Annotated in this window: 16 protein-coding genes; 13 read left to right on the top strand and 3 right to left on the bottom strand. The window is 72.7% G+C overall.

Going from position 1 to position 18,361, the window contains the following annotated elements; genetic code table 11:
- Window positions 1-9: 9 nt before the first annotated feature.
- The 3 genes from ACQP1P_RS44060 (at window position 10) to ACQP1P_RS44050 (ending at window position 2,925) form a co-directional block, all read left to right on the top strand.
- Window positions 10-1,653 carry an ABC-F family ATP-binding cassette domain-containing protein gene (locus ACQP1P_RS44060; protein WP_433080780.1) on the top strand — a complete coding sequence of 548 codons (1,644 nt, stop codon included), beginning with the start codon at window positions 10-12 and terminating at the stop codon, window positions 1,651-1,653.
- Window positions 1,654-1,703: 50 nt separating this feature from the next.
- Entirely contained in the window at window positions 1,704-2,504 is an 801-nt protein-coding gene (gene thiD, locus ACQP1P_RS44055; protein ID WP_433080778.1) for a bifunctional hydroxymethylpyrimidine kinase/phosphomethylpyrimidine kinase, read from the top strand.
- Window positions 2,505-2,679: 175 nt separating this feature from the next.
- Window positions 2,680-2,925, top strand: coding sequence for a DUF2630 family protein (locus tag ACQP1P_RS44050; protein ID WP_433080776.1), 246 nt, complete (start codon window positions 2,680-2,682; stop codon window positions 2,923-2,925).
- Window positions 2,926-2,970: 45 nt separating this feature from the next.
- On the opposite strand, the gene ACQP1P_RS44045 is transcribed toward ACQP1P_RS44050, so the two are convergent.
- Genes ACQP1P_RS44045 through nirB form a run of 3 tightly spaced genes read right to left on the bottom strand, consistent with a single transcriptional unit; the run spans window position 2,971 to window position 6,895 of the window.
- Window positions 2,971-4,110, bottom strand: a complete 1,140-nt coding sequence (locus ACQP1P_RS44045; protein ID WP_433080774.1) for a uroporphyrinogen-III synthase — start codon at window positions 4,108-4,110, stop codon at window positions 2,971-2,973.
- A complete protein-coding gene (gene nirD, locus ACQP1P_RS44040) occupies window positions 4,107-4,433 on the bottom strand; it encodes a nitrite reductase small subunit NirD (protein ID WP_433080772.1) in 327 nt (108 codons plus the stop codon). The genes ACQP1P_RS44045 and nirD overlap by 4 nt, the downstream gene beginning before the upstream one ends.
- Window positions 4,430-6,895, bottom strand: coding sequence for a nitrite reductase large subunit NirB (nirB, locus tag ACQP1P_RS44035; RefSeq protein WP_433080770.1), 2,466 nt, complete (start codon window positions 6,893-6,895; stop codon window positions 4,430-4,432). The genes nirD and nirB overlap by 4 nt, the downstream gene beginning before the upstream one ends.
- Before the next feature lie 372 nt (window positions 6,896-7,267).
- Between nirB and ACQP1P_RS44030 the strand changes: the two genes are divergently transcribed.
- From ACQP1P_RS44030 to tsaE, 10 genes are all read left to right on the top strand, one after another.
- Window positions 7,268-7,981 (top strand): hypothetical protein, encoded by a 714-nt coding sequence (locus ACQP1P_RS44030; protein WP_433080768.1) that lies wholly within the window; start codon window positions 7,268-7,270, stop codon window positions 7,979-7,981.
- Window positions 7,982-8,083: 102 nt separating this feature from the next.
- Complete coding sequence (locus ACQP1P_RS44025) at window positions 8,084-9,424, top strand: nitrate/nitrite transporter (protein WP_433080766.1); 1,341 nt, start codon at window positions 8,084-8,086, stop codon at window positions 9,422-9,424.
- Window positions 9,425-9,595: 171 nt separating this feature from the next.
- Window positions 9,596-10,039, top strand: a complete 444-nt coding sequence (gene rplM, locus ACQP1P_RS44020) for a 50S ribosomal protein L13 (RefSeq protein WP_433080764.1) — start codon at window positions 9,596-9,598, stop codon at window positions 10,037-10,039.
- A gap of 20 nt (window positions 10,040-10,059) precedes the next feature.
- Window positions 10,060-10,557, top strand: coding sequence for a 30S ribosomal protein S9 (rpsI, locus tag ACQP1P_RS44015; RefSeq protein WP_433080762.1), 498 nt, complete (start codon window positions 10,060-10,062; stop codon window positions 10,555-10,557).
- A 128-nt stretch (window positions 10,558-10,685) separates the two neighbouring features.
- The gene (glmM, locus tag ACQP1P_RS44010; protein WP_433080760.1) at window positions 10,686-12,032 is read left to right on the top strand and encodes a phosphoglucosamine mutase; all 1,347 of its coding nucleotides are present in this window, start codon (window positions 10,686-10,688) and stop codon (window positions 12,030-12,032) included.
- Window positions 12,033-12,044: 12 nt separating this feature from the next.
- Window positions 12,045-12,803 carry an SDR family oxidoreductase gene (locus tag ACQP1P_RS44005; RefSeq protein ID WP_433080758.1) on the top strand — a complete coding sequence of 253 codons (759 nt, stop codon included), beginning with the start codon at window positions 12,045-12,047 and terminating at the stop codon, window positions 12,801-12,803.
- An 85-nt stretch (window positions 12,804-12,888) separates the two neighbouring features.
- A complete protein-coding gene (glmS, locus tag ACQP1P_RS44000) occupies window positions 12,889-14,760 on the top strand; it encodes a glutamine--fructose-6-phosphate transaminase (isomerizing) (RefSeq protein WP_433080756.1) in 1,872 nt (623 codons plus the stop codon).
- A 23-nt stretch (window positions 14,761-14,783) separates the two neighbouring features.
- Entirely contained in the window at window positions 14,784-16,220 is a 1,437-nt protein-coding gene (locus tag ACQP1P_RS43995) for an NAD(P)H-hydrate dehydratase (protein WP_433080754.1), read from the top strand.
- 20 nt (window positions 16,221-16,240) lie between these two features.
- A complete protein-coding gene (locus ACQP1P_RS43990; RefSeq protein ID WP_433080752.1) occupies window positions 16,241-17,317 on the top strand; it encodes an alpha/beta fold hydrolase in 1,077 nt (358 codons plus the stop codon).
- A complete protein-coding gene (gene tsaE, locus ACQP1P_RS43985; protein WP_433080750.1) occupies window positions 17,314-17,793 on the top strand; it encodes a tRNA (adenosine(37)-N6)-threonylcarbamoyltransferase complex ATPase subunit type 1 TsaE in 480 nt (159 codons plus the stop codon). The genes ACQP1P_RS43990 and tsaE overlap by 4 nt, the downstream gene beginning before the upstream one ends.
- Window positions 17,794-18,361: the final 568 nt, after the last annotated feature.

Genomic DNA, 18,361 nt, shown 5'->3' with positions numbered 1-18,361 from the left:
TCTTCAGACGTGGGATATGTGGACGTCGCAGGGGTCGGGCACACGCTGCCGGACGGTCGTGAGCTCTTCTCCGAGGTCTCGTTCCGGGTCGGCGAGGGCGCGAAGGTGGCGCTCGTCGGGCCCAACGGGGCCGGCAAGACGACCCTGCTGAAGATGGTGGCCGGCGACCTGCCGGTGCACGAGGGCGCCGTCGCGCGCTCGGGTGGGCTGGGCGTGATGCGCCAGTTCATCGGCATGATCGGCGACGATCGGACGCTGTACGACCTGGCGCTGGAGCTCGCGCCGCCGCGCCTGAGCGAGGTCGGGCGCCGGCTGGCCCTGGCCGAGCGGACGCTCGCCGACGGGACCGAGAAGTCGCAGCTCAGATACGCGAATGCGCTGACGGCGTGGGGCGAGGCGGGCGGGTACGACGCGGAGGTGCTCTTCGACACCGTGAGCGTCGCGGCGCTGGGCCTGCCGTGGGATGCCACCCGGGACCGGCCGGTGCGCACGCTGTCGGGCGGGCAACAGAAGCGGTTCGCGCTCGAGCTGCTGCTGCGCGGCGAGGACGAGGTGCTGCTGCTGGACGAGCCCGACAACTTCCTGGACGTACCGGGGAAACGCTGGCTGGAAGAGCGGCTCCGCGAATCCCCGAAGAGCGTGCTCTACGTCTCGCACGACCGTGAGCTGCTGGCCCAGTCCGCGGATCGCGTGGTCGCGGTCGAGGGCGGCTCCGCGTGGGTGCACCCCGGCGGGTTCGCGTCCTGGCACGAGGCCCGCGGCGCGCGCCACGAGCGCCTGGAGGAGCAGCGGCGGCGCTGGGACGAGGAGCACGAGAAGCTCAAGGCGCTCGTGCTGATGTACCGCACCAAGGCCGCCTACAACGACGGGCTCGCCTCGCGCCTGCAGGCCGCCCAGACCCGCCTGCGCAAGTTCGAGGAGGCCGGGCCGCCGCCGGCACCCCCGAAGGAGCAGGACATTCGCATGCGTCTGTCCGGGGGTCGTACGGCCAAACGCGCCGTCATGTGCGAACAGCTGGAGCTCGACGGGCTGACCTACCCGTTCGACCTGGAGATCTGGTACGGCGACCGCGTGGCGGTCCTCGGCGGCAACGGCACCGGCAAGTCGCACTTCCTGCGGCTGCTGGCCCGCGGCGGCACCGACCCCGACGGTCCCCAGATCGCCGCCGAGCTCGCCCCCGTGGCCCACGGCGGCCGGGTGCGCCTCGGCGCGCGGGTGCGGCCGGGCCACTTCTCGCAGACGCACGACCGCCCGGAGCTGCTGGACAAGACCCTCGCCGAGATCCTGTGGCGCGGCGACGACTGGCGCACGGGCCTGCCGCGGCCGCAGGCGATGCCCGCGCTCGGGCGCTACGAGCTCGCGGCCCAGGCCGACCAGCGCTTCGGCACCCTCTCCGGCGGCCAGCAGGCCCGCTTCCTGGTGCTGCTGCTCGAACTGTCCGGGGCGACGCTGCTGCTGCTCGACGAGCCGACCGACAACCTGGACCTGGCCAGCGCGGAGGCGTTGGAGGAGGGGCTGCGGAGCTTCGACGGCACCGTGATCGCGGTCACGCACGACCGCTGGTTCAGTCGTTCCTTCGACCGGTACGTGCTCTTCCGCGCCGACGGCGAGGTCGTCGAGGTCCCCGAGCCGGTCTGGGAGGGCCGCTCCTGACGGACTCCTTGTGCGGTCCGCGCGTCACGCTCCGTGGTCACCTATCGCCCGTGGAGCCGACTGTTGTCCTCACCATCGGGGCGTCCGACTCGTCCGGCGGCTCGGGCCTGCAGGCCGACCTGCGCACCCTGGCCGCGCTGCGGATGCACGGCGCCTCGGTGGTGACCGCGGTGATCTCGCGCAACACGCGCGACGTCACCGGCCTCTTCCCGCAGCCCACGAACGTCGTCACCGCGCAGCTCGGCTGCGTGCTGGAGGACCTGCCGGTGGCCGCGGTGAAGACCGGCATCCTGCCGACCCCGGAGACGGCGGTGGCGATCGCGGCCCGGGCGCGGACGGGCGCCCTGCCGAACCTCGTCGTCGACCCGGTCCTCACCGCGGCGTCGGGCTCGCGGCGGGGGCTGGTCGCGGCGTACGAGCGGCTGCTGCCCCACGCCAGCGTCCTCACCCCGAACCGTGAGGAGGCCTCGGCCCTGCTCGGCTGGGACGTCTGCACCCCGACCGACATGGCCACGGCCGCGTCCCAGCTCTCCGCCCGCGGCCCGCGCTGCGTGGTCATCACGGGCGGCGACTTCGCGGCCGGCGGGGACGCGATCGACGTCCTGTGGTCGGACGGCGAGGCGCGCGTCCTGCACAGCCCGCGCATCGCGAGCCGCAACACCGACGGCAGCGGGGCGACCTTCGCGACGGCGGTGGCGGCGCGCCTGGCGGTCGGCGACGCGGCGGACGCGGCCGTGTCGTGGGCGAAGGGCTTCGTGGGCCGGGCCATCGGCGACGCCTCGGACTGGCGCCTGGGCAGCGGCACCGGCCCGATCGACCAGTTCGGCTGGTCGTCGCTGACCTTGCGCTGAGGCCGATGGGCCGACTCGCTCGGCTCGCTCGGGCGGCTCGCTCGGGCTGCTCCGCGAGGCGCGTGGGTCCGCGCCGCGCGGCTGGCGCCGGGGTGACCGGGTGGCGTGGGTGGTGTGGCGAGCGAGACAGGCGCGTGGACGAGAACTTCGCGATGCGTGGTGGATGATGCAACCCATGGACGAGAAGACGTTGATCCACCAGATCTCGACCCTGGTCGACGAGGAGCACAAGCTCCGCACGCAGCTGCAGGCCGGGAAGATCTCCGAGCAGGAGGAGCACGACCGGCTGCGGGGGCTCGAAGAGCAGCTCGACCAGCTCTGGGATCTGCTGCGGCGCCGGCGCGCGGCGAAGCTGCAGGGAGTCGCGCCCGACGAGGTCGAGGCGCACTCCGTCGATGAGGTCGAGCACTACCTCCAGTAGCAGAAGGCAACGGGCGCCACTGGCAAGCGGCGAGGGCCGGAGCCGTCAGTCGACCCTGAGGCGGTAGCCGCGCTTCACCACCGTCTGGACGAAGGCCGAGCCGCCCAGGGCCGCCCGCAGGCGCGCCACCGCCATCTCCACCGCGTGCTCGTCCGCGCCCCGCGGCAGCTCGCGCAGCAGGGCCGCCCGCGACAGGACGCGGCCCGGAGAGGCGGCCAGGGCGCGCAGGACCGCCATGGGGCCGGGCGCCAAGGGCTTCAACGTGCCGTCGATGATCGCGGCGTGCCCGCGCAGGGTCACCGCGGCGCCCGCCACGTGCAGCGTGGGGGAGCGCTTGGGCAGCTCGTCCACGAGGATGCGGACGAGGGCGCCGAGGCGCGCCCGGGACGGGGCCGCCACCGGCACGCCCAGGCGTTGCAGCGGGGCGGCGGTCACCGGGCCCACGCACGCCGCGAGCACGTCGGTGCGCAGCGCCTCCAGCACGTCCGGCGCCTCGGGGCCGGCCACGCGCAGCAGCGAGCTCACGGCCGGGGCCGACGTGAACGTCACCGCGTCGACCAGGCGGGAGCAGGTCAGGTCGACCAGGCGGCGGAGGGGGGCCGGGTCGACGGGAGGCGCCCAGCGGTACACCGGAATCTCCACGACGATCGCGCCGGCCTCGCGCAGGGAGGACGTGAACTCGGGGTGGGGCTCGCCGTGCAGCTGCAGGGCGATGCGCCGGCCCGCGATGCCGCCGGGGAAGGACTGCGTCAGGTAGTCGAGCACCTCGTCGCAGCTCTCGGTCTCCGGGGACCAGGCCTCCAGCATGCCGGCCGCGCGGACGGCGCCCTTGGCCTTGGGGCCGCGCGCGATCAGGTACGCCTCGCTGAGCCGTGTCCGCAGCGCCTCGCCGAGACCCCAGCCCTCGGCGGCCTCGATCCAGCCGCGCAGGCCGATGCCCGTGGTGGCGATGACGATGTCGGGGGCCATGTCGACGCACGAGACCGTGGCCGCCTTGAGCTCGGTGTCGTCCGCGACCGGCACGATCCGCAGCGCCGGGGCGAGCACGACCCGGGCCCCGCGCCGCTCCAGCAGCGCGCTCAGCTCGTCGCGCCGCCGGTCCGCGGTCACGGCCACGGTGAACCCGGCGAGCGGCAGGTCCTCGCCGGACGCGGGCCGCGCCTCCAGCCGGCTGCCGGCGCTCATGCGAGACCGCCGATCTCCACCATGCCGTCGTTGACGCGCACGGAGTACACCGGAACCCGAATGCCCGGATCGTCGAGGCACTCGCCGGTGACGAGGTCGAACGACTGCTTGTGCATGGGCGAGGCGACCACGGCCCGATCGCCCCGGCTGCCGACGATCCCGCGCGAGAGCACGGCCGCGCCGCTGATCGGGTCGACGTTGCCGATGGCGTGCAGACCGCCGTCGAACACGCGGAACAGCGCGACCTGCTGCCCGCTCACCAGCGCGGCCACCCCGCGGTCCGGCTCCAGGCGGACGTACGGGCACACGGCGGTCCACTTCATGGGCGCACTCCCAGCACGACGGGTACGGGCTGTCCGCGTTCGGATACGAAGGTGATCGTCGGGTCGGGCGTGCCGGGCGCGTTCACGAACGACACGAACCGGGCCAGCCGCTCCGGGTCCTCGAGCGTCGCGCGCCACTCGTCGGCGTACGACGTGATGTGCCGCGCCATCTGCGCGTCGAGCTCCGCGGCGATGCCGAGGGAGTCCTCGACGATCACCGAGCGCAGGTAGTCCAGGCCGCCCTCGAGCCCCTCGATCCAGGCCGCGGTGCGCTGGAGCCGGTCGGCGGTGCGGATGTAGAACATGAGGAACCGGTCCACGACCCGGATCAGCTCCTGCGTCGACAGGTCCGACGCGAGCAGGTCGGCGTGGCGGGGCCGGAAGCCGCCGTTGCCCCCGACGTAGAGGTTCCAGCCCTGGTCGGTGGCGATGATGCCGAAGTCCTTGCCCCGGGCCTCGGCGCACTCGCGGGCGCAGCCGGACACCGCGGACTTGAGCTTGTGCGGGGCGCGCAGGCCGCGGTACCGCAGCTCGAGCTCGATCGCCAGCGCGACCGAGTCCTGCACGCCGTACCGGCACCAGGTCGACCCGACGCAGGACTTCACGGTGCGCAGCGCCTTGCCGTAGGCGTGCCCGGACTCGAACCCGGCCGCGACCAGCCGGCCCCAGATCGCGGGCAGCTGCTCGACCCGCGCCCCGAGCAGGTCGATGCGCTGGCCGCCGGTGATCTTCGTGTACAGCTTGAAGTCCCGCGCCACCTCGCCGATCACGATCAGCTTCTCCGGCGTGATCTCCCCGCCGGGGATGCGCGGCACCACCGAGTAGGTGCCGTTGCGCTGGATGTTGGCCAGGAAGTGGTCGTTGGTGTCCTGCAGCGAGGCCTGCTCCCCGTCGAGGACGTATTCGTTGTGCAGCGACGAGAGGATCGAGGCGACCGTCGGCTTGCACACGTCGCAGCCGCGCCCGGTCCCGTGCTCGGCGATGAGCTGGGAGAAGGTGCGGATCTCGCGGATCCGCACGATGTCGAAGAGCTCGGCGCGGCTGTACTCGAAGTGCTCGCACAACGCCTTCGAGGCCACGACCCCCTGCGTGGACAGGATCTTCTTCAGCAGCGGGATGCAGGACCCGCAGCTCGTCCCGGCCCGCGTGCACTCCTTGAGCGCGCCGACGTCGGTGCAGCCCTCGGCGATCGCGGCGACCACCTGGCCCTGGGTCACCGCGTTGCAGCTGCACACCTGCGCCTCGGCGGGCAGGGCCACGTCGCCGGCCGCGTCCCCGGCCAGCAGCGCGAGCGGGTGCCCGGGCAGCGGGCCGCCGACGCTGGCGCGCAGCGTGGGGTACGCACTGGCGTCCCCGACCAGGATGCCGCCCAGCAACGTCTGCGCGTCGTCGGAGAGCACCAGCTTCGCGTAGCGCCCGTTCGCCGGGTCGAGGTACACGATGTCGAGCAGATCCGCCCGGGTGCCCGTCTCGGAAGGCAGGGCGTCGCCGAAGCTCGCGACGTCGACGCCGAGCAGCTTGAGCTTGGTCGACAGGTCGGCCCCGGGGAACTCGGCCGAGCCGCCGAGGAGCCGGTCGGCGACCACCTCGGCCATGGCGTACCCGGGCGCGACCAGCCCGTAGCAGCTGCCGTCGACCGCGGCGCACTCGCCGATCGCGTAGATCGCGGGGTCGTCGGTGCGGCAGCCGGCGTCCACGAGCACCCCGCCGCGCGCGCCCGTCCGCAGCCCGGCGGCCCGGGCGAGCTCGTCGCGGGGCCGGATGCCGGCCGCGACCACCACGAGGTCGGCCGGCACGTGGGCGCCGTCGGAGAGCGTGAGGTTGAGCCGCCCGCTCGGCGAGGTCTGCCGGATCGCGGTCGTGCCGGCGCCGAGGTGCACGCGCACGCCGAGGTCCTCGACGTAGCGGCGCAGCACGGCCCCGCCGGCCGCGTCGACCTGCATCGGCATCAGCCGCGGGGCGAACTCGATCACGTGCGTGCGCAGGCCGAGCAGGCGCAGCGCGTTGGCCGCCTCCAGGCCGAGCAGGCCGCCGCCGATGACCGCCCCGACCTCGCGCCCGCGGGCGTGGGCCCGGATGGCCTCGAGGTCGTCGAGGGTGCGGTAGACGAAGACGCCCGCCTGGTCCACTCCGGTGATCGGCGGCACGAACGCGGAGGAGCCCGTGGCCAGGACCAGGGCGTCGTACTGGTACTCCGCGCGGGCCGTGCGCACCCGCCGGGCGCCCCGGTCGATCGACAGCACCGGCTCGCCGAGCCGGACGTCGACCCCCTCGGGCACGTCGTAGGTCAGCTCGTCGGCCGTGACCCCGTCGAAGTACGCCGACAGGCGCACCCGGTCGTAGGCGCCGCGGCCCTCCTCGGCGAGCACGGTGATGCGCCACCGGCGCTCGGGGTCGCGAGCGGTCAGCGCCTCGGCGAACCGGTGCCCGACCATGCCGTGCCCGACGACCACGACACGCATAGACGAACCTGAGTTTTTCATTCGGGCGCCCCGGTAACGCTGGCATGACACAGCCATTTCGGTGCTGTAACAACCCTGCGACCGCATCGCTCGCGGGCGGGGCGGCAGGCGTCAACCGCTTCGGACATGGCCCACAGGCTGCCGGTGGGCGGTTTCGCTCCAAAGTCCCGAATGTTTCGCGCCTGCTAAGAGCGCCTCACACGCATCGGCATCGGGTCGTTACCGTTCCGTGTTGGAATCGCTGTCGATAAACATCGATGGAATCCCGGATTTTGGGCGCCGGTTGTGCCAGATCCTCACACTGTAGGGTGGCGACGGTTCGCGGCTGGGTAAAGAACCACCGACCCCTATGTAGCAACGAGGAGGAAGCAGATGCGCACGACCGGCAAGGCCGCACTCGCGGCCGTTGCGGTGCTCAGCATCGGGCTCACCGGATGCGGTGGCGACAAGGCTCAACCCGGGGCCGGGGCCTCGGCCGGAGCCTCGGGCGCCGCGGGCACCGGCACGTCGGCCGGCGCCTCCACCGGCGCCTCGGGCGACACCAGCGGCACGACCGGCGGCGCCCCGGGCAGCGTGGCGTCGTGCCTGGTCGGCACGTGGAAGGCCGACACCATCACCGGCAAGCTCTCCGGCCCGGTGGGCGGCACGTTCCAGGGCGGCGGCGGCACCCTGCTCACGATCGACTCCGGCGGCAAGGCCCAGGTCGACTTCGGCTCCATGCAGCCGGTGACCTTCACGTTCTCCGTCTCCGGCAACGACGTGAAGGGCAGTTTCTCCTACGGCGGCAAGGTCAACGGCGCGGTCAAGAGCCCGTCGGGCACGACCGGCACGCTCGAGCCGAGCGGCTCCGTGGACTTCAGCACGCTCACCGTGACCGTGGACCTCACCGCGCCCGTCGCGCAGCGCGTGGCCGACAAGGTCTCGATCTCCGAGTTCGCCGGGACGGGCACCGCCAACACCGGCGGGGCCGTGGACGCCCAGCCGATCCTCAAGAAGAGCCAGTACGAGTGCGGCAGCGGCACCCTGAAGCTCTCGCCGCCCGCCGGTGCCGACGACACCGGCACCTGGACGTTCAAGAAGGCCTAGCAACGGTTTCCGGACGGCGGCGGATCGCTCACAAGCGGAGATCCGCCGCCGTCAGGAAAAGAGGCCGCCACCGGAAACAGAGCGGTCCTAGCATCCACGGCCATGACGCTTGCCGTGGACAAACCGCAGTCTCAGCCCGAGCCGCGCCGCGGCCGGTGGATCGACGACTGGCACCCCGAGGACCCCGAGTTCTGGGCGCGGACCGGCGCGCGGATCGCCCGGCGCAACCTGGTCGTCTCCATCCTCTCCGAGCACATCGGCTTCTCGATCTGGAGCCTGTGGTCGGTCTTCGTGCTCTTCCTGGGCCCCGCGTATGGGCTCGACCCCGCCCAGAAGTTCCTGCTCACGAGCGCGCCGACGCTGGTCGGGGCCGTCCTGCGGCTGCCGTACACCTTCGCCGTGGCCACGTTTGGCGGGCGCAACTGGACGATCTTCAGCGCCCTGCTGCTCCTGGTGCCGACGATCTTCGCGGGCATCATCCTCGAGCCGGGCGTCTCGTTCCCCGTGCTGCTCGTCGCCGCCTCCGTGGCCGGCGTCGGCGGCGGCAACTTCGCCTCCTCGATGGCCAACATCAATGCCTTCTACCCCCAGCGGCTGAAGGGCTGGGCGCTGGGCGTCAACGCCGGGGGCGGCAACATCGGGGTGGCCGCGGTGCAGCTCGTCGGGCTGCTCGTGCTCGCCACCGCCGGGGCGACCCACCCGCGGCTCATCGTGCTGATCTACCTGCCGCTGATCGTCATCGCCGCGGCGCTGGCCGCGATCTACATGGACAACCTGACGCACGCCTCGAACGACCGGCGGGCGATGCGCGACGTGATCAAGGACGGCCACGCCTGGATCATGTCGCTGCTCTACATCGGCACGTTCGGCTCCTTCATCGGCTTCGGGTTCGCCTTCGGGCAGGTGCTCCAGGTGCAGTTCAAGGCCGACTTCGACACCCCGGTGAAGGCGGCCTACCTCACCTTCCTCGGGCCGCTGCTCGGCTCGCTCATCCGCCCGGTCGGGGGGATGCTGGCCGACCGCTTCGGCGGCGCGCTGATCACCTTCTGGAACTTCGTGGCCATGGCGCTCGGCGCGGCCACCGTCCTGCTCGCCTCGCGCGAGCACTCGCTGCCGCTGTTCGTGACCGGGTTCGTGTTCCTGTTCATCTTCAGCGGCCTCGGCAACGGATCGACGTACAAGATGATCCCGGCGATCTTCAAGGCGAAGTTCCCGGCCGACGAGCGCGAGGCCCGGCGGCTGGCGACCGCGCTCATCGGCGTGGCCGGGGCGATCGGGGCGGCCGGCGGGGTGCTCGTGAACCTCGCCTTCCGCGAGTCCTTCCTGACGTACAAGACCGGCGACGGGGCGTACATCGCGTTCATCGCCTTCTACGCCCTGTGCTTCGGCGTCACCTGGCTGGTCTACCTGCGCCGATCGCCGCGGAAGCTCGGCGGCGTCTGACCCCGATTTGGCTCTGGTGGGCGCGCCGAGTATCGTGGATTGCTGTTGTGCGATGACAAGGCGTTCCCACCGTTCGGGTACGCTGGATGACCGTGCGCCCGGACTGATTCGGTTCAGCGCCGTCATCGAGACGCACCCCAGAACCGACGACGTGGAAGACAAGGTAGACCTGTGGGTACGTACAGCCCGAAGCCGGGCGAGATCGAGCGCGTGTGGCACGTCATCGACGCCACCGACGTTGTGCTCGGCCGCCTCGCCACGCACGCTGCGACGCTGCTGCGCGGCAAGCACAAGCCGACGTTCGCCCCGCACGTGGACACCGGCGACTTCGTCATCGTGATCAACGCCGGCAAGGTGGCGCTGACCGGCAACAAGCGGCAGACGAAGGTGGCCTACCGCCACTCGGGCTACCCGGGTGGTCTGAAGCGGGTCGGCTACGAGGAGCTGCTCACCAAGAACCCCGAGCGGGCGATCGAGCTGGCCGTCAAGGGCATGCTCCCGCACAACCGTCTGGGCGCGCGCCAGATCCACAAGCTGAAGGTGTACGCGGGGTCCGAGCACCCGCACGCCGCTCAGCAGCCCCAGCCGTTCGAGATCAAGCAGATCGCGCAGTGAGCGCGGACGAAGGACTGAGCGTGACCGACGAGACCACCGCCGCCCCGACGCCGGCCGCTGTCGCGACCGTCGAGACCCCCGCCGCCCCGGCCGCCACGGCCACGGCGGCGCCGACCCGCGCTCGCCGCGCCGGTCAGCCGATCCAGACCGTCGGTCGCCGCAAGGAGGCCATCGTTCGGGTCCGCCTGGTCCCCGGCACCGGCAAGTTCCTGCTCAACGGCCGTGAGCTCGAGAACTACTTCCCGAGCAAGGTCCACCAGCAGTCGGTGAAAGAGCCGCTCGTGATCGTGGAGAAGGCCGAGGCGTTCGACGTCTTCGCCAACCTGCGCGGCGGCGGCACCACCGGCCAGGCGGGTGGCCTGCGCCTCGCGATCGCCCGCGCCCTGGTCGAGAACGACCCGGACGACCGGCCCGCGCTCAAGAAGGCCGGCTTCCTGACCCGGGACGCCCGCGCCACCGAGCGCAAGAAGTACGGTCTGAAGAAGGCCCGTAAGGCTCCGCAGTACTCGAAGCGCTAACGAAGCACGTCGGCCGGGTGCCACCCTGGGAGGTGGGCGCCCGGCCGTTTCGTGTCGCGCGGAGGGGTACAGGCGGGCAGCGGGCTGGCTGCAGCGCGCGCGGTGGTTCGACCTTGGGAGGTTTCGCGATGGGGCGACTCTTCGGCACTGACGGAGTCCGTGGGCGGGCCAACGCCGACCTGACTCCCGAGCTGGCGATGGGGGTCGCCATCGCCGCGGCCCAGGCGCTGTTCGAGCACGATCACTCCCACGCGCCGGTCGCGGTCGTCGGGCGGGACCCGCGCGCGAGCGGCGAGATGCTGGAGGCGGCCGTCGTGGCCGGCCTCACCAGCGCGGGCGCGAACGTGGTGCGGGTCGGCGTGCTGCCGACGCCCGCGGTGGCCTATCTCACCGGCGTGCTGAACGCCGACATCGGCGTGATGCTCTCGGCCTCGCACAACCCGATGCCCGACAACGGGATCAAGCTCTTCGCCGCCGGCGGGCACAAGCTGCCCGACGAGGTCGAGGACGAGATCGAGGCCCTCATGGAGGGCGCCAGCCACCGCCGGCCCACGGGCGCCGGGGTCGGCCGGGTCACCGACTACGCCGACGGCGAGGACCGCTACGTCCAGCACCTGCTGACCTCGCTGCCGAGCCCGCTGGCCGAGCTGACCGTCGTGGTCGACTGCGCCAACGGGGCCGCCTCGTCCGCCGCGCCCGAGGCCTACCGCCGCGCCGGCGCCTCGGTCATCGCGATCAACGCGGACCCCGACGGCCTCAACATCAACGAGGACTGCGGCTCCAACCACATCGCCGCCCTGCGCCAGGCGGTCGTCGAGCACGGCGCCGACCTCGGCATCGCGCACGACGGTGACGCCGACCGGTGCATCGCGGTGGCCGCGGACGGCACCGAGATCGACGGCGACCAGATCATGGCGATCCTGGCCCTGTCCATGCGCGAGGCCGGCCAGCTGACCGAGGACACCCTCGTCGCGACCGTCATGAGCAACCTGGGGCTGAAGCTGGCCATGGCCGAGGCCGGCATCCGGCTGCTGGAGACCAAGGTCGGCGACCGGTACGTGCTGGAGGAGCTGCGGGCCAAGGGCCTCGCGCTCGGCGGCGAGCAGAGCGGGCACATCGTCATGCCGGCGTTCGCCACCACCGGCGACGGCGTGCTGACCGCCCTGCACCTCATGGGGCGCATGGAGCGCACGGGCAAGAGCCTCAAGGAGCTCGCGTCCGTGGTACACCGGCTGCCGCAGGTGATGATCAACGTGCCCGTGCTCGACCGGGCCGCGGCCGCCCGCTCGCCGCAGGTGCTCGACGCGGCCAAGCAGGTCGAGGCCGAGCTCGGCGGGGCGGGCCGGGTGCTGCTGCGCCCCTCCGGCACCGAGCAGCTCGTCCGGGTCATGGTCGAGGCCGGCACCCAGGAGATCGCCAAGGCCGCCGCCGAGCGGATCGCTCACATCGTGCGGATGGTCAGTCCTACTCAGTAGTAACGTGCGCGCATGACAGAAGCTCGCACCGTCATCGTCACCGGCGCTTCCCGCGGCATCGGCAAGGCGAGCGCCCTCGCCTTCGCCGCCGAGGGCTGCAACGTCGTGCTCACCTCGCGCAAGATCGAAACCCTGGACGAGGTCGCGGCCGAGATCACCGCGCGGTTCCCGGGCGTCGGCGTGCTCACCCACGCCGCGCACGCCGCCGAGCCGGACCAGGCCGCGGCGGTGGTCGAGGCCGCCATGGCCCGCTTCGGCGCGATCGACGTGCTGGTCAACAACGCCGGCACGAACCCGTACTTCGGTCCGCTCATGGACATCGACCCGGTCCGCGCCGAGAAGACCGTCCGGCTCAACCAGTTCGGCCCGGTGCTGTGGAGCCAGCTGGTGTGGAAGGCCTCGATGTCGCAGCGGGGCGCGGGCACGATCGTCAACGTCGCCTCGGTCGGCGGCGTGCTCACCGAGCCGGGGATCGGCTACTACAACGCGACCAAGGCCGCCGTCATCCACCTGACCCGTCAGCTGGCGGCCGAGCTGGCCCCCGTCCGGGTGAACGCCGTCGCGCCCGGGATCGTGCGCACCCATCTGGCGCGCGGGCTGTGGGAGAGCAACGAGGACTTCCTCAACGACAAGCTCCCGCTCGGGCGCATCGGCGAGCCGGACGACATCGCCGATGTCATCACCTTCCTGGCCGGTCCTGCGTCACGCTGGATGACGGGCCAGACCCTGGTGGTCGACGGCGGGGCGCAGATCCGCTCCTCGCTCATCTAGTCATACCCGTTCGTGCGCAGTTCCCGTGCGCGTATGCGACAGTTTCGCGCACGGGACCTGCGCGAAAGTCTGCTACGGTACGGGCATGTGCGGAATCGTGGGGTACGCCGGCGCCCGGCCGGCTCTGAACATCGTGCTGGACGGGCTGCGGCGGCTGGAGTACCGCGGCTACGACTCCGCCGGCGTCGCGGTGGTGAACGGTGAGCTGCTCACCGCCAAGCGCGCCGGCAAGCTCGCCAACCTGGAGAAGGCGCTCGCCGACGAGAGCACCCACGGCCTGGACGTCGGCACGACCGGCATCGGCCACACCCGCTGGGCCACGCACGGCGGCCCGACCGACCGCAACGCGCATCCGCACCGCTCGTTCGACGGCCGGGTCGCGGTGATCCACAACGGCATCATCGAGAACTTCGCCAAGCTGCGGGCCGAGCTGGAGGACGGCGGCATTGAGTTCGCCAGCGACACCGACTCCGAGTGCGCCGCCCACCTCCTCGCGCAGGCCCTGGCCGACGCGGCGGGAGACACCCCGGCCGCGCGGCTGGCCGAGGCCATGCGCGCCGTGTGCCGCCGCCTGGAGGGCGCGTTCACCCTGCTCGCCGTGGACGTGCGGGCCCCGGGCGTGGTGGTCGGCGCCCGGCGCAACTCCCCGCTCGTCGTCGGCCGCGGGCAGGGCGAGAACTACCTGGCCAGCGACGTCTCCGCGTTCATCGAGCACACCCGCGAGGCGGTCGAGCTCGGCCAGGACCAGGTCGTGCTCATCAGCGGCGACGACATCGTGATCACCGACTTCCTCGGCAACCCCGCCGAGGGCAAGACGTTCCACATCGACTGGGACGCCTCGGCCGCCGAGAAGGGCGGCTACGACTACTTCATGCTCAAGGAGATCGCCGAGCAGCCGCACGCCGTCGCCGAGACGCTGCTGGGCCGGCTCAACGAGCACGGCGACCTCATGCTCGACGAGGTCCGCCTCACCGACCAGGACCTGCGCGACGTCGACAAGGTGTTCATCGTCGCCTGCGGCACGGCCTACCACGCGGGGATGGTCGCCAAGTATGCGATCGAGCACTGGACCCGCATCCCCTGCGAGGTCGAGCTGGCCAGCGAGTTCCGCTACCGCGACCCGGTGCTCGACCGCTCCACGCTGGTCGTGTCCATCTCCCAGTCCGGCGAGACCATGGACACCCTGATGGCGCTGCGCCACGCGAAGGAGCAGAAGGCGCGGGTGCTGGCGATCTGCAACACCAACGGCTCCACGATCCCGCGCGAGTCCGACGCCGTGCTCTACACCCACGCCGGCCCGGAGATCGCGGTCGCCTCCACCAAGGCGTTCCTGACCCAGCTGGTGGCCTGTTACCTCGTGGGGCTGCACCTGGCCCAGGTGCGCGGGGTGAAGTACGCCGACGAGGTCGCCGCCGTCGTCGCCCAGCTGCAGGAGATGCCGGCCAAGATCGAGCAGGTGCTGGCGATGATGGCCCCGATCCGCGAGCTGGCCCGCGAGCTGGCCGAGGCCAAGAGCGTGCTGTTCATCGGGCGGCACGTGAGCTACCCGGTGGCCCTGGAGGGCGCGCTGAAGCTCAAGGAGCTGGCGTACATGCACGCCGAGGGCTTCGCCGCCGGCGAGCTCAAGCACGGCCCCATCGCGCTGATCGACGAGGGCACGCCCGTCGTGTGCGTGGTGCCCTCGCCGCGGGGCCGCGGCGTGCTGCACGACAAGGTCGTCTCCAACATCCAGGAGGTCCGCGCCCGCGGCGCCCGCACGATCGTGATCGCCGAGGAGGGGGACGTGGCCGTGAAGCCCTACGCCGATCACCTCTTCTACGTCCCGGTCACCCCGACGCTGCTCGCCCCGCTGGTCACCACGGTGCCGCTGCAGGTTCTGGCCTGCGAGATCGCCTCGGCCCGCGGCCACGACGTGGATCAGCCGCGCAACTTGGCCAAGTCCGTGACCGTCGAGTAGGACCCGTGTGGTTGGGTTGTTCCGTGAGAGCAGCCTGGCGGGTCGCGCAGGTGCGCGCGGCCGAAGAGTCCGTGATGAAGACGCTGCCCGACGGCGCGCTCATGCAGCGCGCCGCCGCTGGCCTGGCCCGGCGCTGCGCCGACACCCTGCCCAGGGTGTATGGCGCGCGCGTCCTGCTCCTCGTCGGCCCCGGCAACAACGGCGGCGACGCGCTCTACGCCGGTGCCCGGCTGGCCCGCCGTGGGGCGCGTGTCGACGCGCTGCTCGTCGACCCCGACCGGGTGCACCGGGGCGGGGCCGAGGCGCTGTACCGGGCCGGGGGACGCCTGAGTGAGGCCGCCCCGGACGGGGCTGACCTCGTGGTCGACGGCATCCTCGGCATCGGCGGGCACGGCGGCCTGCGCGAGCCCGCCGCCGCCAAGGTCGCCGACATCGCCGCCATCCTCATCGGCGCGCCCGTGATCGCCGTGGACGTGCCCTCGGGGGTCGACGCCGACACGGGGGCCGTGACCGGCATGGCGGTGCACGCGGACATCACCGTTACCTTCGGCGTGCTCAAGCCGGGCCTGCTCGTCGGGGCGGGCGCGGTGCACGCCGGCATCGTCGAGCTCGTCGACATCGGACTCACCGGGCACCTCGACGGGGACCCGGCGCTGTACGTCCCCGACTCCGACGACATCGCGGCGTGGTGGCCGCGGGCGCAGGCCGGCGACAACAAGTACTCCCGCGGGGTCGTCGGGCTCGCGACCGGGTCGGACAAGTACCCGGGCGCCGCGGTGCTCTCCACCGCCGGGGCGCTGGCCGGGCCGGTCGGGCTGGTGCGGTACGCCGGGGGCGCCGCCGACGCCGTGCGGCTGCACCACCCGCCGGTCATCGCCACCGAGCGGGTCGCCGACGCCGGGCGCGTGCAGGCCTGGGTCTGCGGCAGCGGCCTCGGCACCGACGAGCGCGCCTACGGCGAGCTGCGCGCGGTGCTCGGCGCCCCGGTGCCCGTGATCCTCGACGCCGACGCGCTCACCCTGCTCGCCGACGCCCGCCTGGCCGACTGGCTGCGCGAGCGCGACGCGCCCACCGTCGTCACCCCGCACGACGGGGAGTTCCAGCGGCTCTCCGGCGGCGCGCCCGGCGACGACCGGGTCGCGGCGGCCGTGACCCTCGCGGGCCGGATGGACGCGGTGGTCCTGCTCAAGGGCGACCGGACCATCGTGGCGACCCCGGACGGACGGGTCTATGTGAACCCGACCGGCACCGCGGCCCTGGCCACCGGCGGCACCGGGGACGTGCTCGCCGGGCTGCTCGGCGCGCTGCTCGCCGGGGGCATGCAGGCCGAGCACGCGGCCGTGGCCGCCGCCTACACGCACGGGCTGGCCGGGCGGCGCGCGGCCGAGGGCGGGCCGGTGACCGCCGCCGAGGTGGCCTCCCACCTGCGCGGGGCCGTCGGGAGCTTAACCCGCCGGTAACGACCGTTTAGGCTCTTGTCATGGGAACCGAGGTGGTCAAGAGCGGCAACCGCAAGCGCACGGCCGGGATCATCGGGGCGATCGTCGGCCTCGCCGCGGCCGGGGTCGCGGCGGGGGTGGCCACCGAGCGGTACCTCGTGCGCCGCTCCAAGAACGCCGACGACCCGTACGCCGACGAGGACTTCGGCGTCTGGGCCGCGGACGAGGAGCTGACGGTCACCACGGACGACGGCATCGACCTGCACGTCGAGGTCGTCGAGGGGCCGGCGGACGGGTCCGGCCCCACGCTGGTCTTCGTGCACGGGTTCTGCCTGGACATGGGGACGTTCCACTTCCAGCGCACGTACTTCGAGGGCAAGCACCGCATGGTCTTCTACGACCAGCCCGGGCACGGTCGCTCGGGGCGGCTGAGCAAGGGGGAGTACACGATCGACTCCCTCGGCGCCGGGCTCCGCGCGGTGATCGCGGCCACGTGCCCCGAGGGCCCGATCATCCTGGTCGGGCACTCGATGGGCGGCATGACGATCATGGCCCTGGCCGAGCAGGTGCCCGAGCTGTTCGAGAACCGGGTCGTGGCCTGCGTGCTCATCTCCACCTCGGCCGGCAAGCTGGACCAGGTCACGTTCGGCTTCCCCGAGGTCGTGGCCCGGTTCCGCCGGCCGCTGCTGCCGGTCGTCGGGCTCGCCGGCCCGATCAGCTCGTCCGTGATCGACCGCGCCCGGAAGGCGTCGACCGACCTCGCCTGGCTGCTGACCCGGCGCTACGGGTTCGGAACGTCCCGGCCCAGCCCGGCGCTGGTGTCGTACGTCGAGAAGATGAACTCGACCACCTCGACCGAGGTCATCGCCAGGTACCTGCGCACCCTCTACACGCACTCGCGGCTGCTCGTCCTCGGCCCGCTACGCTCGGTCCCCGTGCTACTGGTCTGCGGCGACAAGGACGTGTTGACGCCGCTGGCCCACACGTACGAGATAACGTCGGTGCTGCCCGAGGCGGAGCTGGTCGTCGTCGCCGACGGCGGCCACGTGGTGCTGCTCGAGCACGCCGACGAGGTCAACGAGGCCATGGAACTGTTCCTCACGAAGGTGCTGCAGTGACTCGAATCCTGTCCACCGTCGAGCAGACGCGGGACTTCGGCAAGGCGCTCGCGTCCGTGCTGCGCGCGGGCGACCTGGTCGTGCTCACCGGCCCGCTCGGGGCCGGCAAGACCGCCCTGGCGCAGGGCGTGGGCGCGGGGCTCGCCGTGCGCGGCGACGTCACCTCGCCGACGTTCGTGATCGCGCGCGTGCACCGGCCCGACGTCGAGCGCGGGGGCACGCTGCCGATGGTGCACGTCGACGCGTACCGGCTCGGCAACGTCTCCGACCCGATCGGCGAGGTGGACGCGCTCGACCTCGACGCGACGCTCGAGGACTCCGTCACGCTGGTCGAGTGGGGCGAGGGGCTGGTCGAGCAGCTCAGCGACGAGCACCTGGAGGTGCGCCTCGACCGCCGCGACGACGACTCGCGCGTGGTGGCGCTGATCCCGCGGGGCGGGGACTGGCCGGCCCGTGCGGAGGCCTTCGCGCGCTGAGCCCTGCCTGTTGGCGCTCGGCGCCGCGGGTGTGGACACGATAAGTCGGGCACTCCGTGCCGCGACTTATCGGATTTATACCTTAAGTCGGATTTGCGGGAGTCGCCGTCGCGCGGTCGCCGGAATCCGGCCGGCCTGCGCCGCCGCTGTCGGTGCGATGCGCGGCAAGGCGAAGGCGTTCTGGGCGGCCGCGAGGCGCGTTGCGCAGGCTGGCGCCGACGGTTTGGGCGGCGCGGGCGGTGCTGGCGTTGTGGGCGCCGTGTGCAGGCTGGCGCCGGCGGTTGGGCGGCACGGGCGGAGCCGGCGTTGTGGGCGCCGGCGGTTTGGGCGGCGCGGGCGGTGCTGGCGTTGTGGGCGCCGTGCGCAGGCGGGCGCCGGCGGTTTGGGCGGCGCGGGCGGAGCCGGCGCAGGCGGGCGCCGGCGGTTTGGGCGGCGCGGCCGGTGCCGGCGTTGTGGGCGGCTGCGGGGTGGCCGGCGTTGGAGGTGGCGGCGCGGGCAGGGTGCAGGCTTCGTGGCCGGCTGCGCGGAGCAGGTGCCGGCGGTGTCGGTCCCGTGCGGGCGCCTTGGA

It is taken from the genome of Dactylosporangium sp. CA-052675 (assembly GCF_050947935.1).
Lineage (GTDB): Bacteria > Actinomycetota > Actinomycetes > Mycobacteriales > Micromonosporaceae > Dactylosporangium.
Note: the sequence above shows the minus strand (reverse complement) of the source record. Positions and strands in the feature narration are given on the sequence as shown.